This window comes from Peptoniphilus duerdenii ATCC BAA-1640 (assembly GCF_000146345.1).
In the GTDB taxonomy this organism is placed as follows: Bacteria; Bacillota; Clostridia; order Tissierellales; family Peptoniphilaceae; genus Peptoniphilus_B; species Peptoniphilus_B duerdenii.
On record NZ_GL397071.1, the window covers coordinates 464580 to 477464 of the forward strand.

At 31.8% G+C, this 12885-nt stretch carries 15 protein-coding genes; 10 read left to right on the top strand and 5 right to left on the bottom strand.

All coding sequences use genetic code 11. The annotated features are described in order from the left end of the window. Nucleotides 1-28 precede the first annotated feature (28 nt). The 3 genes from HMPREF9225_RS02100 to HMPREF9225_RS02110 all read left to right on the top strand — a co-directional run bounded on the left by HMPREF9225_RS02100 (nucleotide 29) and on the right by HMPREF9225_RS02110 (nucleotide 3217). Entirely contained in the window at nucleotides 29-1702 is a 1674-nt protein-coding gene (locus tag HMPREF9225_RS02100; protein ID WP_008901274.1) for a recombinase family protein, read from the top strand. Between the two features lie 245 nt (nucleotides 1703-1947). After that, entirely contained in the window at nucleotides 1948-2151 is a 204-nt protein-coding gene (locus HMPREF9225_RS02105; protein WP_008901275.1) for a helix-turn-helix domain-containing protein, read from the top strand. Between the two features lie 43 nt (nucleotides 2152-2194). Continuing rightward, on the top strand, nucleotides 2195-3217 hold the full coding sequence (locus HMPREF9225_RS02110; RefSeq protein WP_008901276.1) for a DNA methyltransferase: 1023 nt from the start codon (nucleotides 2195-2197) through the stop codon (nucleotides 3215-3217). Between the two features lie 8 nt (nucleotides 3218-3225). Here HMPREF9225_RS02110 and HMPREF9225_RS02115 read toward each other — a convergent pair whose 3' ends face one another. The 5 genes from HMPREF9225_RS02115 to HMPREF9225_RS02135 are packed head-to-tail and all read right to left on the bottom strand — an operon-like array spanning nucleotide 3226 to nucleotide 7624. Then, on the bottom strand, nucleotides 3226-4152 hold the full coding sequence (locus tag HMPREF9225_RS02115; protein ID WP_008901277.1) for a hypothetical protein: 927 nt from the start codon (nucleotides 4150-4152) through the stop codon (nucleotides 3226-3228). A 21-nt stretch (nucleotides 4153-4173) separates the two neighbouring features. After that, entirely contained in the window at nucleotides 4174-4383 is a 210-nt protein-coding gene (locus HMPREF9225_RS10450; protein WP_040551267.1) for a helix-turn-helix domain-containing protein, read from the bottom strand. Nucleotides 4384-4393: 10 nt separating this feature from the next. Further along, nucleotides 4394-6211: an AAA family ATPase gene (locus tag HMPREF9225_RS02125; RefSeq protein ID WP_008901279.1), complete on the bottom strand. Its 1818-nt coding sequence runs from the start codon at nucleotides 6209-6211 to the stop codon at nucleotides 4394-4396. A gap of 6 nt (nucleotides 6212-6217) precedes the next feature. After that, nucleotides 6218-6661: an ABC-three component system middle component 2 gene (locus tag HMPREF9225_RS02130; protein ID WP_008901280.1), complete on the bottom strand. Its 444-nt coding sequence runs from the start codon at nucleotides 6659-6661 to the stop codon at nucleotides 6218-6220. A 3-nt stretch (nucleotides 6662-6664) separates the two neighbouring features. Then, nucleotides 6665-7624 (bottom strand): ABC-three component system protein, encoded by a 960-nt coding sequence (locus HMPREF9225_RS02135; RefSeq protein WP_008901281.1) that lies wholly within the window; start codon nucleotides 7622-7624, stop codon nucleotides 6665-6667. A 380-nt stretch (nucleotides 7625-8004) separates the two neighbouring features. Between HMPREF9225_RS02135 and HMPREF9225_RS02140 the strand changes: the two genes are divergently transcribed. From HMPREF9225_RS02140 to HMPREF9225_RS02165, 7 genes are all read left to right on the top strand, one after another. Beyond that, nucleotides 8005-8541, top strand: a complete 537-nt coding sequence (locus HMPREF9225_RS02140) for a sigma-70 family RNA polymerase sigma factor (protein ID WP_008901282.1) — start codon at nucleotides 8005-8007, stop codon at nucleotides 8539-8541. Nucleotides 8542-8680: 139 nt separating this feature from the next. Then, entirely contained in the window at nucleotides 8681-8845 is a 165-nt protein-coding gene (locus tag HMPREF9225_RS10295) for a hypothetical protein (protein WP_169304145.1), read from the top strand. Then, nucleotides 8787-9083, top strand: coding sequence for a hypothetical protein (locus HMPREF9225_RS02145; RefSeq protein WP_008901284.1), 297 nt, complete (start codon nucleotides 8787-8789; stop codon nucleotides 9081-9083). Before HMPREF9225_RS10295 ends, HMPREF9225_RS02145 begins: the two co-directional genes overlap by 59 nt. Beyond that, nucleotides 9083-10195 carry a DUF2800 domain-containing protein gene (locus HMPREF9225_RS02150; RefSeq protein WP_008901285.1) on the top strand — a complete coding sequence of 371 codons (1113 nt, stop codon included), beginning with the start codon at nucleotides 9083-9085 and terminating at the stop codon, nucleotides 10193-10195. Before HMPREF9225_RS02145 ends, HMPREF9225_RS02150 begins: the two co-directional genes overlap by 1 nt. 1 nt (nucleotide 10196) lies before the next feature. After that, nucleotides 10197-10748: a DUF2815 family protein gene (locus HMPREF9225_RS02155; protein ID WP_141553729.1), complete on the top strand. Its 552-nt coding sequence runs from the start codon at nucleotides 10197-10199 to the stop codon at nucleotides 10746-10748. Nucleotides 10749-10759: 11 nt separating this feature from the next. After that, complete coding sequence (locus HMPREF9225_RS02160) at nucleotides 10760-10957, top strand: hypothetical protein (RefSeq protein ID WP_008901287.1); 198 nt, start codon at nucleotides 10760-10762, stop codon at nucleotides 10955-10957. Further along, a complete protein-coding gene (locus HMPREF9225_RS02165; RefSeq protein ID WP_008901288.1) occupies nucleotides 10954-12885 on the top strand; it encodes a DNA polymerase in 1932 nt (643 codons plus the stop codon). The genes HMPREF9225_RS02160 and HMPREF9225_RS02165 overlap by 4 nt, the downstream gene beginning before the upstream one ends.

Genomic DNA, 12885 nt, shown 5'->3' on the forward strand with positions numbered 1-12885 from the left:
AAAATATGTCCAAACTAAAGGTGGAAAAATGAAAAATAAAAAGGCGTATGTATATACAAGAGTGTCAACATCTATGCAAATTGACGGTTACTCACTTGATGCTCAGGAAGAAAGAATAAAACAGTATGCAAAAGCTTATGGTATAGAAATAATAGAAACCTATAAAGATGCTGGAAAATCAGGAACATCTATTTCAGGTAGAAATGAATTCATAGCTATGCTTAATGATATAGAAGCTGAAAAAGATAAAGTTGATTATGTAATGGTTTTTAAATTATCTAGATTTGGAAGAAATGCAGCGGATGTATTGCAGTCATTGCAAGTCATGGAAAATCATAATGTAAATCTGATTTGTGTTGATGATAGTTTAGATAGTTCTAAAGATTCTGGAAAGCTTGTTATAACAATTCTATCGGCAGTAGCAGAAATGGAACGTGAAAATATACTTTCTCAAACTATGGAAGGAAGGAAACAAAAGGCAAGAGAAGGAAAATGGAATGGTGGTTTTGCTCCAATTGGCTATTCATTAGATAATGGAGAATTAGTTGTTAATGAAGATGAAGCTAAAGCAGTAAGGATGATTTTTGATTTATATGCTAATTCAGATATGGGAGCCAATGGAGTATCTAAGTATTTAGTTTCTTTAGGTATTAATAAACCTATAAGACAAAATGGCAAGAATCCATATTTTTCAGCTAGTTTAATAAGACAAATATTGGATAATCCTGTATATAATGGGAAAATTGCATATGGAAGAAGAAAAACAATTAAAGATAAAACTACTGGTAAAATTAAATTAGAAAAATCTGATCATTATATTATAGCTCAAGGAAATCATGAAGCTTTAATTGATGATGAGTTGTGGAATACAGTACAGGAAAAAAGAAAATCTCAAGCTAAAAAGTATGAGAAGATAAATAGAGGAAAAGATGAGAGAGTTCATATCTTATCAAATCTAATAAAATGCCCATATTGTGGTGCTGGTTTGTATGGAAACAAAAGCCGTAAACGTAATAAAAACAAAGAAGGAGAGCATTACAAAGATTATTACTATTACGGTTGTAAACATAGACAAATGATGAATGGACATAAATGTACTTTTAATAAACAAATTAGAGCTGAATTAATTGAAAAAGAAGTTGAAACAATAATTACTCAAGTAGTTAGTAATCCTACTTTTGCCAAAAAAATTGAAGAAAAAATCAATATTCAAATAGACACAAAAGAAATTGATGAAGTTATTAATAAGCACTTAGCGAAGATTAGGCAATTAACAGGTACAAAAGCATCACTAATTAATCAAATAGATTCTTTAAATTTTGAAGATAAACATTATGATAGAAAATACACCGATTTAAATCTTAGACTTGATGCTATATATGACCAGTTAGAATATGCAGAAATGCAGTTAAATGATAGCAGAAAAAGGAAAGAGGCAATTCTTGAAGAAAAAATAACCTCGGATAATATTTATAAGATTCTTGTAAATTTTAATAGCCTTTATACAGTTCTTTCAGATATCGACAAGAAGAGATTACTTAACGAAATGATAGAAGAAATTCAAATTTATGACGAAAAAACAGAAAAGGACACTTGGATAAAATCGGTTGTTTTCAAGCTTCCGCTTATAGATAATGAGATTGACTTTGGTTTGGACAATAAAGATAATGTCGAGAGTGTAGTATTGATGTCAAGAAAATAAGATAAGAGGTTATAAGACTATTGAAATCAATGGGTTTTAGGGTTTTCAATTAAATTCTAAAAGCCATCATTTTTTGAAATTACCTTTGTGGAAACATATCTATAATTAAAAATATAGAGGTGTGTAGACGATATGTATATAAGATAGTCTTATTGCGTATGAACTAATTATATTTGTTTGCTTGACTCTTAAACTACAATTATCTATAATTAAAATATAAATAAGTGTAGTATTTGGGGGAGATTATGAGTTTTAAATATGATAAATTATGGAAGTTATTGATAGACAAAAATATGAGAAAAAAAGATTTACAGATAGCTATAAATACGACACCGTCAACGATTGCTAAAATGGGGAAAAACAAGAACGTAAACATGAAAATATTAGATGATATTTGCACGTATTTTTGCTGTGATATTGGAGATATTATAGAGCACGAAGATGACTAATTTAATATAATTTTTTATTTAAAAAAACAAGGAGGACCAGTGAATGAAAATAGAATGCCCTAGTACAGTAGGCAGAAAAAAACAATTGAATATAAAAATAGATGAAAATGTAACAGAAAAAAGAAAAAATGGTGCAAACCTATTTTTAGGTAACTCATTGGATTTTTATGACATGTGGGAGCCGCCTACTGTGATTATATCTGATGGTGCATATGGGTTACTTGGATTCGATGGGGACACTTCAGACCATCTTCAATTACCTGAATGGTATGAGCCTCATATAAAAGCCTGGTCCAAAAGGGCTACAAATCAAACAACACTATGGTTTTTTAACAGTGAGATAGGATGGGCATCTGTTCACCCAGTATTAGAAAAATATGGATGGAGATATATTAACGCGAATATATGGAACAAAGGTAAAGGTCATATAGCTGGCAATATAAATACAAAAAAAATTAGAAGATTTCCTGTAGTTACTGAAATGTGCGTCCAGTATGTTTTTGAAACTAAAATAAATAATCAATCTATTCAACAGTGGCTACTAAGTGAATGGGAAAGAACAGGGCTACCCTTAAAAGAAGCGAATAAAGCATGCGGCGTAAAAGATGCCGCTACTAGAAAATACTTTAATCAAGGTCATTTATGGTACTTTCCACCAGTGGAAAGATTTGAAAAATTAGTAGAGTACGCTAATAAATACGGAAACCCAGATAATAAGCCATATTATTCAACTAACGGAGAAAAACCAATATCAAAATTTGAATGGGAAAAAATGCGAGCAAAATTTAATTGTCCTCACGGTTATACAAATGTATGGGATCGTCCTCCTCTAAATGGTACTGAAAGAATAAAAATACCAAGTGGTAGTAAAAGTGCGCATTTAAATCAAAAACCTCTTGATATCATGCAGTTACTAATTGAGGCATCATCAGAATTTAAAGATGTTATATGGGAACCTTTTGGGGGGTTATTTTCAGCTTCATTAGCGGCAACAAATCTTAATAGAATAGCATATGGGGCTGAAATAGACCCAATGTATTATAAAGTAGGGATAGAACGTTTCTAGGTCTACCCCTACTTCACTATTTCTTCATCTTGATTATTGGCAATGATGCCATTTTTAATAAATTCTTCAATTAATTTATTATCATTCTTTGATGACAGCAGTTTTTTCCAATCACATATTTTCATTCCATGAAAATATGTATCATATACCTTGTTTTTAAAATCATCAATATTATGGTTTTTTATTCTATTAAGTTTTGCATAGTTAGTATCCAATCTATAATCATATTTTTGTTGGAGCGATATTAATAGATTCGAATAATCAGTGGTTGGTCTATATTGTTTAGGATTTTCAATGCCCCAATTTAATACAGTTTCCTCTGCTTTTTTTAATTCTTCAGCTGAACCTTGAAAAACATAGCCATTAGTATTGGTCTGTTGTAAGTTTACAGTACGTAATGAAGTGTCACCAGGCTCGATTACAATGTAGTGAGGAGGATTATTGTAATGATCATCCCTAGACTTTGCTATATCAGCCGCACTTATTATTACTGTATCAATAATCTTAGGTTTTCCATATATTAAATATTCAGGGAGCCAAGCAATCATAGCTACGTATATGTTATCATCTGTAAATGCAGTTTGACTATTTTTAAATCTGGCAGTTATTTCTGTTGCTAAAGGGAACCAGGCCTTAACTTCAATTCCTGGTATTGGAGATACGCTTTCGCCAATGAAAACAGCATCTGGAAAACCAGGATCTTGTCTTTGCCATTTTCCCATATTTTTATAAAATTCTTGCTCGTTAAGATAATCTACAATATTAAATTCAATTAAATTTCCTACTAAAGGAGATAATTTAGAAATGATTTTAGACAGATTTACTGCTGCTTCTACAGATGCTGGTTCTGAAACCTCTAAAACATCAAATAGATGATTTACCATATCTGAAATACTAGTTTTTGCTTCATTTATAATTAGATCAGTTTTATTCATATTCAGTCACCTCATTCGGTTTTAATTATTTACAGTTTCTACAATATCTTCTAATTTTACATTTATTGCTTCGCAAATTTTAAGTAGAGAGCTTGTGTTGACATTTTCTCTTTTAGAGAGCTTGTTTAAAGTTGACGAACTAATACCAGCAAGTTCTCTTAATTCACTTTTGCTCATATTTTTATCAATTAACAATTTCCAAAGTTTGTTATAACTTAATACAAGTTTCAAAACATACCTCCTAATCACGGATTCCTTTGAGAAATCCATATCTTCCATTAGTTTCTGATTTTGTAAACTCAATAGTGTTGATATTTGGTTCATCAAAATCTATTTCAGGTAAATCTTTATTATTATCTATCACAATTACCTGTCTTTGTTTTCCAGTTTTAATTAGGTATTTATAAAAAGATGTTCTCATATCTCCAACATTTTTAGAGTTGGTATCTTTTTCTTCTATTATTTCATCTAAACCTAGCAAAGGAGTATCAACAATAAAAAGAGGAATAGAATACATGGCATTTTTTTGCATATATTCCAGTAAGGATAAAGCAACAATTGAATTAAGGTATGCACGATAACCCTTACCTTGACTAGCTTTAGATTCTCCATTAATTACTACATCAAAAGATGTTTTATCAAATCTAGCTGTATTCAAATTCGGAAAGGAACATTTTTCTAATAGATTTTTTATAATCTGACTCATTGTATAAAAGAAATTTCCAGGATATCTATCTAAAGGCTTATATTTTTTGTCATCAATATTATCATCGTCGAATTCAACTAAATCGTCATTACAGTTAGAGGCTATATTAGAAAGTGATTCTTTTTCCGCCAATAAACAAAAGAAGGCTCTATAGTCTCTTATTGTTTCCTCTAAATTTTTTATTGAAGGTTTTAAAATTTCATTAATATGTTTACTATTTTTTTCAATTTCTAATTTATTATAATTAATTCTCTTATTTAGTTCTAAATCTTTTTGATGTAAAAATTCTAATGTTTCATTTAAATCTTTAGACTTTATTTGTATATTTTCAAACTCCAACAAGATATCTTTAAAGTTTTCTATATTTTCATTCATATTAATTTTTGAATCACAAAAAGGACAGTGAGTTTCACTTTTATATTCTTGAATAGAAGGCTGACCTTGAAGAATCAAAGAAAGTCTATTTTCATCGATTCGGTATTGCTCTATTAAATCTTTGAAATTTTTTATACTTACACTGTTTTCTTCTTTTTTTCTTGTTAATGAGCTATTTTCTTGGACAAGCAATTCATTTGCGTTTGTGAGTTTAGATAATTCAGAATTGTTATAGTTAACTTTTTTTAAAGCTTCTTTTAAATTCTGTTCGGCCATATCTTTGGTGATACCTTTAATGCTTTCAGATATCTCTAATTCTTGTTTTGAAATATCTGAAATTTTTTTGCTCACATATAATCGCACCGCTTGATTTTTTAACTTTACCATATCTGGTGATTCTTCTTTTTCCAATGTATCTTGATTTTCACCGGTGAGTAAAAAAAGTAAAGAAGAACGAAAAGGTGTATTAGTAGTGACTGACTTAGGCACTAAAATGGATTCCTCACGAAGTATTTCAGATTCCTTCAGCAAGAACATATGTAAAAATGTTCTAAGAGAGAGAGTTTGCGTTTTAAAGTCTTCATTTTTTATGATTTTTATTGGTAACGCATCTATCCCTAATAGTTTAAGAAAAACATCCGATAGCTTATCTTTTGCTGATGGAGAAACACTATATTCTCCACTGTCTATATTTGGGACAGTGCTTGAAATATTTACTTTTGACTTTTTATGTTCAATATTTCTTTTTAGCGTAAGTTGACCAGGTTTACAATCAATAACCATTTCTACGTAATCTTGACTGTCAAGACCATCTATATTATTAGCTCCGAGTAAATAGTCTATACACTTAATAACTAATGTTTTTCCAGTATTAGAAGGACCGTGTATTAAGTTAAATCCATCAATTAAATCTATTTTTGACTCTTCATTATTTTTATTGACACTTTTAATAGACTTTATATAAAAAGAATTTGTCATATTGATTTACCTCCTCTCCGTTCTAGAAATACCATTGATGTATTTTATAACTTCAACGTCATTATTGTTTTTAAAATATTCTTGAGCATCTATTGCAAGATTAATATATTTGCTAACATAAGCAGAATTTAGATTTTCTACAACTTTCTTACCTGATTCGTTTATGCTATATACAAATCCATTATTTGTACATCTAACAGAACATAACCCCATTGCAACTAAGTATTTTAAAGAATCTTTTCCCAAATTTAAACGAGATGATAGTTCTCCGAGCCTATATGGTTTTTGACCATGTAAGTCATACTTACCAATATTAAATGTTTTTGAATACAGACTTAAATAATCCATAGATGAAATATAGTCTGAATTTTTTTCTTCCCCATCAAGAATAAAAAGTTGAATTAAGATCCTTATTGAGATTTCTTGTATTGAGTTTAATACAGTAGTCATTTTTTAATCCTCTTCATCAATCCATAGGAGTCTATTCTCATTTACTAGCATATGGCAAAAACCTAATTTTCTTTTATTATTGACCATTCCAGGAATAGTAAAAAGCTGAGAACCACTAAGAGTTATAAGTGATGCTTGTTCTAATACCGCAAGTAAACGATTATATCCATTTTGATAGTTTTTTCTGCTAGTGTTAATAACACCATCATAGGTTTCATCCAATAATTTTTTAAATTCATTAGTATTAGACTTTAGAGTATCTCTTGAAAAGGTTTTTAAACAGTCTGCTTCATAAAAATTTACTCTCTGTTCTTGGAAGTTTTCCCTATACTTCTTTTTTAATGTATTAATATTGGAGAGATCAATTTTTGAATCTTCAGCATCATTATACGCATCAATCAATGCATAAAGGTATTTTAGCTTTAGCTCATCTTCTGAAATAATATTGTTAGGTGTCTTAGCAATTGGTAAAGGTAGTTTGGAATCTCCTATTACAAGCATCCCATTTTCAATGTATGGTTTTTTTACAAAATCATCGACATTGGCAGATGGGGTGCTTTTTTTATTGTCTTTTGTTGAAACTTCAACGAGTATTTTTGTTAATAATTTTGAAGCTTTAATTCCTATGTTGTGGAGATTCCAATCTTCGTCAGGGAATTCTGATGAGAAGAGATTTAACATTGCAGATTGTTCAGAATCCTCTGCGTCATCTATAAATTCCTTTAAGCTATCTTCGTCTTTATATCTAAGAATTTCTAAGGCCACTTCTTTAGAAATTTCATCTGAACCATATGCATATTTTTTAATTGTAGAATCGGAACGTTTTATATCGGCATTTTTATCTTCATCTACATAAGGCGTATATATTTCAATAATTCTGTTAGTAAAATATTCGATTCGCTCTTTATTTTGTTGAAGAGGGCGAATGCATTTTATAAATCTAGAAAAATCAGTTCGACTCATTAAAATCCTCCTTTCTGTGGTCGGTTAAGTCTCCGAACTTTTCCGACCTATTCTGACCATTAATAAAATCGACTACTACTATAATTGAAGTAGATAAAGATACTTCTTTATCTATATTATATCACAAAAAAATTCGTTTTCTCGAACTCAAGTTTCTCGAAAACAAAAATTTTGATGTGAAGTAAAACAATAATATATTCTCAAGTCTGAGATGCGCATTAGGACGTAGGGGATTTCAAATAAAGCATGATTAATCAATTTTAGATTATTAAAGCTTTTGATCTCTACGTTTATTTCTAATGCGCATTTTTATGTGTCAATAAGCCTAAGGTCATATTTGTTTCCCCTGAGAATTAGCAAAGTCAAGCGGGAGAAAAAATATGGCAAAGAAAAGATATTTAGAAATCAATGGCAAAGAAATCCAAGTAAGTGAAGAAGTATACAAGGCATATATGAAACCGATTTGGAGAGAAAAAAAGAGAATCCAAAGAGCCTACAAAAATTTAGAAGAGCTACAGGATAAAGAAAGAATTAAAACAGCGACTGAGAAAAATGGAAACTACGTCCAAGCAAGAAGCTTAGAAACAGGCTTTGTCGAAACAAAAGAATATGGTCTTCCCTTATCTCTTGATGTTGCTGAAGAAGAATACGACTTTGAAGTAACTAGCGTTCAAAACATAGAGGACATAGTGACGTACAAACTTCTTGAAGAAGCATTCTTAGAAGTCATTAGTGAATTTTCTGAAAGAGATAAAAGCGTCCTTAAGCTTATTTTCCTCTACGAAATGAAAGAAAGAGAAGTTGCAGAAGTAGTTGGAATATCTCAAAAAACTGTTAATAACATCAAAAACAAGCATTTACCAAAGATTCAAGAAAAATTAAGACCATGGAAAAATAATTACTCAAAAACTAATTAGATGTCCTAAAGAATATGAGGGAAAGATTTCTTTTCAAAATCTTACTCAAAATCGAAATGATTGTCCTAAGGAATATGAGAGAAGAAATCTTACTCAAAAATTTAATGTATGTCCCAAGGAGTATGAAAGGAGGAACAAAGTGGACTTAGTAAAAAACCAACAGATGGCAGAAAGTTTAATAGCCATCTCAATTGTTGCCAAGAAGATAGCTAAGGAATTAATGCAACCAGAGAAAGGAGAAAAAGATGTCAAGAATAAAGCTACTGATGGAAATCAAAGAAGATGCAGAGAATCTTGCATCTAGTATAGGTGTCCTTCTCACAGCACTAGAAAGTGATGAGGGACTGCCTAAAGAAGAAAAGGTAAAACAAGAAGAAAAGATATACGAGATTGAAGATGTTAGAAAGATACTAGCTGATAAATCAAGATTAGGCCATACGGCTAAGATAAGAGAACTATTAGAAAAGTATGGGGCTAAAAAACTATCTGAGATTGATCCAGGTAACTATAAAGACTTGGTAGCAGATGTGGAGAAACTCTGATGGCTGATCACGCAATATTATCGGCGTCTTCATCAAGTAGGTGGTTGAATTGCCAAAAGTCAGTACGATTATGCGAAAAATATGAGGATGAAGTAAGCCCTTATGCACTTGAAGGCACGTGTGCCCACTCACTCGCAGAATTTAAAATCAAATCTTTGTTAGGTTTAGATACTCAAAATCCTACTGAAGACTTAGATTACTACAACGAAGAAATGGAAGAGTTAACTGAAGGCTATGCATCCTATGTAATGGAGATTGTAAGTAAGTATCATAGCCCAGCTGTGTTTGTAGAAGAAAGACTTGACCTATCAGACTATGTTAAAGAGTCATTTGGAACAGCGGACTGTGTAGTTGTTGGAGGAAAAGACCTTCATGTAATTGACTTAAAGTATGGTCAGGGAGTTTTAGTAGATGCTAAAGAGAATTCACAACTCATGTTATATGGACTTGGTGCTCTGACTCTCTTTGACGGAATTTATGATATCGAGAAAGTTATTCTTCACATTTATCAACCAAGAAGATGCAATATCTCAACTTATGAAATTAAAAAGATAGAACTATATAAGTGGGGAGAGTCTGTACGAGAGATTGCTGAGAAAGCATATAGAGGCGAGGGAGAATTCTCATGTGGAGAATGGTGTATCTTCTGCAAAGCTAAAAATAAATGCAGAAAAAGAGCAGAAGAGAATCTAAAACTAGCACAAGATGAATTTACCCTACCCCCAGAACTATCTGACGAAGAAATTGAAGAGATTTTACCAAAACTAGACGAACTGGAACAATGGGTCAAAGATATAAAGACCTATGCTTTGGAAAGAGCGATGAAAGGTCATAAGTGGAAAGACCTAAAACTTGTCGAAGGTAGGTCTAATAGGAAATACCGAGATGAAGATGAAGTTATAAACAAAGTAAAAGAACTGGGATTCAATCCCTTTGAAGAAAAGTTACTTGGCATCACAGCTATGACTAAGTTATTAGGTAAGAAAGTCTTTGATGAAAATATCGTAGACTTATTAGAAAAACCAAAAGGAAAGTTAACCTTAGTAAGCATTGATGACAAGCGAGAAGAAGTAAAAATTGACAATGTTAAAGAAGAATTCGGAGGTAAATAATATGTCAAATATGAATAAAACAAAAGTAATTACAGGTGAAGTTAGATTATCTTATGCAAATGTGTGGGAACCAAAGTCAATCAATGGTGGTAAAGAAAGGTACTCAGTATCTGTCATTATCCCAAAGAGCGACCAAAAGACAATCGAGAAGATTGAAAAAGCAGTAGATGCTGCTATTGATGAAGGACTTTCTAAATTCAATGGAAAGAAACCTAATAAGAAAGCTATCAAACTTCCATTAAGAGATGGCGACACAGAGAAAGATGATGAGGCTTATGCTGATGCATACTTCTTAAATGCCAACTCTATGACAGCACCTCAAATTGTGGACAGAAATGTAGAACCAATTCTTGATAGAAGTGAAGTTTACTCAGGAGTATATGCAAGAGTATCACTTAACTTCTATGCCTACAATGTAAATGGCAATAAAGGCGTGGCCGTTGGCCTAGGAAATATTCAAAAACTAAGAGATGGTCAACCTTTAGGAAATAGATCTAATGCATCAGATGACTTTGATGCTATGGACGAAGATGAAGAAGATTTCTTAGCATAGGAGGATTTTATATGAAAGAAACAATTTTAGCTATTTTGATGGGATTATGGTCTTACTACTGGTATAAGTTAGGCTATGTTCAGGCTCAAATTAATGAAACACAAAAGAGAATCAGGGAAATTTATAGAGATATAGAGAAACGATTGGATGAAACGCAAAGAACTGTTGATAAATGCATCCAATCATTGGACGAAATTAAATATAAATGAAAAAGATATCAATAGATCTTGAGACCTATTCTTCAGTTGATTTAGGCAAAAGTGGTGTATACAAATATGCCGAGAGTGAGGATTTTGAAATCCTCCTCTTTGCCTATTCTATTGATGATGGAGAAGTTAAGGTAATAGATTTGGCAAGTGGAGAGATTATTCCTGAAGAAATATTATCAGCACTTAGTGATGAAAGTATAGAAAAGTGGGCTTTTAATGCAAACTTTGAAAGGGTGTGTCTGTCAAGATTTCTTGAAGAGAGATTAAAACCTCAAGGTTGGTACTGTACTATGATTTGGTCAGCTTATCTTGGTCTACCTTTATCGCTTGAAAAAGTAGGAGAGGTTTTAAAACTCGACAAGCAAAAGATGAATGAAGGCAAGGCTCTTATAAGATATTTTTCTATTCCATGTAAACCAACTAAGACCAATGGTATGAGGACAAGAAATTTACCACATCACGATTTGGGGAAATGGTATATTTTTAAGGAATATAACCAAAGAGATGTGGAAACAGAAATGGAAATAAAGAAAAAACTATCAGTATTTCCTATGCCTCAATCAGAATGGGAAAACTACTGGGTAGACCAAAACATAAATGACAGAGGAATTTTAATAGATGAAATTTTAGTTGATTCGGCTATTAAATTTGATGAAATCTTACGAGAAGAAAATATGGATAGAGCCATAGAATTAACTGGTCTTGAGAATCCAAATTCTCCCTTACAGCTAAAAGAATGGCTTAATAAAAAAGGCTTAGAGATAGATTCCTTAGCTAAAAAAGATGTAGAGTCTGCTATTAAAAATGCCGAAGGAGATATTAAAGAAGTCTTGGAACTTCGACAAGAACTATCTAAGTCTTCAGTTAGAAAATATGATGCTATGAAAAATGTAAAAGGAAAAGAAAATCGAGCAAGGGGCCTGATCCAATTTTATGGTGCAAATAGAACTGGAAGGTATTCAGGAAGGCTTATTCAAGTTCAAAACTTAAGAAGAAACAATCTAAAAGATTTAGACCTAGCTAGAAGTCTTGTAAAAAATAGAGATTATGAAACTATGGAATTTCTATATGAATCACCGTCTGATATTTTATCCCAATTAATAAGGACAGCCTTCATACCAAAAGAAGGCACCAGATTTATTATTTCAGATTTTTCAGCAATTGAGGCTCGTGTCCTTGCATGGATTGCAGAAGAACAATGGGTGCTGGATGCCTTTGAAAATGGAGAAGATATCTATTGTAGAACGGCATCGAGGATGTTTGGAGTGCCAGTTGAAAAGCACGGAATAAACGGTCACCTTAGACAAAAAGGAAAGATAGCGACTTTAGCTTGTGGTTATCAAGGGGCCTTAGGTGCTCTTAAGGCAATGGGTGGAATTGAGATGGGTTTATCTGAAGATGAACTTCAATCAATAGTCGATTCTTGGAGAGAGGCTAATCCTAACATCGTAAGCTTGTGGTGGGATATAGATTCTGTCGTAAAAAGAGTTGTAAAGACTAGAAGTAAAGAAGAATATAAGAACCTAGTTATTAGCTATGAAAAGGGGATTCTCTTTATAGAACTGCCTTCAAAAAGAAGACTTGCTTATCCAAAAGCAAAAATCGGGATGAATCGATTTGGTGGAGAGTCAGTAGTCTATGAAGGAATCGTAGTAGGTAATAAGTGGGACAAGATAGAATCCTACGGCGGTAAATTTGTAGAAAATATAGTTCAAGCCATCGCAAGAGATATTTTAGCTGAGGCTATGATGAGACTTGAGAAAAAAGGATTTAATATCGTCATGCATATTCATGACGAGGTTGTTATAGAAAGCGATTCATCTAGTATCGAGGAAGTAAATCAAATTATGTCCATAGTTCCAGGTTGGGCATCTGGACTTATCTTAGATGCAGATGGATTTGAAAGTGAATTTTATAAGAAAGACTAA

Bases quoted from the DNA above. Each gene is read 5' to 3' on its own strand.
- HMPREF9225_RS02100 (WP_008901274.1), top strand. From the start codon at position 29: ATGAAAAATAAAAAGGCGTATGTATATACAAGAGTGTCAACATCTATG.
- HMPREF9225_RS02105 (WP_008901275.1), top strand. From the start codon at position 1,948: ATGAGTTTTAAATATGATAAATTATGGAAGTTATTGATAGACAAAAAT.
- HMPREF9225_RS02110 (WP_008901276.1), top strand. From the start codon at position 2,195: ATGAAAATAGAATGCCCTAGTACAGTAGGCAGAAAAAAACAATTGAAT.
- HMPREF9225_RS02115 (WP_008901277.1), bottom strand. From the start codon at position 4,152: ATGAATAAAACTGATCTAATTATAAATGAAGCAAAAACTAGTATTTCA.
- HMPREF9225_RS02125 (WP_008901279.1), bottom strand. From the start codon at position 6,211: ATGACAAATTCTTTTTATATAAAGTCTATTAAAAGTGTCAATAAAAAT.
- HMPREF9225_RS02130 (WP_008901280.1), bottom strand. From the start codon at position 6,661: ATGACTACTGTATTAAACTCAATACAAGAAATCTCAATAAGGATCTTA.
- HMPREF9225_RS02135 (WP_008901281.1), bottom strand. From the start codon at position 7,624: ATGAGTCGAACTGATTTTTCTAGATTTATAAAATGCATTCGCCCTCTT.
- HMPREF9225_RS02140 (WP_008901282.1), top strand. From the start codon at position 8,005: ATGGCAAAGAAAAGATATTTAGAAATCAATGGCAAAGAAATCCAAGTA.
- HMPREF9225_RS02145 (WP_008901284.1), top strand. From the start codon at position 8,787: ATGTCAAGAATAAAGCTACTGATGGAAATCAAAGAAGATGCAGAGAAT.
- HMPREF9225_RS02150 (WP_008901285.1), top strand. From the start codon at position 9,083: ATGGCTGATCACGCAATATTATCGGCGTCTTCATCAAGTAGGTGGTTG.
- HMPREF9225_RS02155 (WP_141553729.1), top strand. From the start codon at position 10,197: ATGTCAAATATGAATAAAACAAAAGTAATTACAGGTGAAGTTAGATTA.
- HMPREF9225_RS02160 (WP_008901287.1), top strand. From the start codon at position 10,760: ATGAAAGAAACAATTTTAGCTATTTTGATGGGATTATGGTCTTACTAC.
- HMPREF9225_RS02165 (WP_008901288.1), top strand. From the start codon at position 10,954: ATGAAAAAGATATCAATAGATCTTGAGACCTATTCTTCAGTTGATTTA.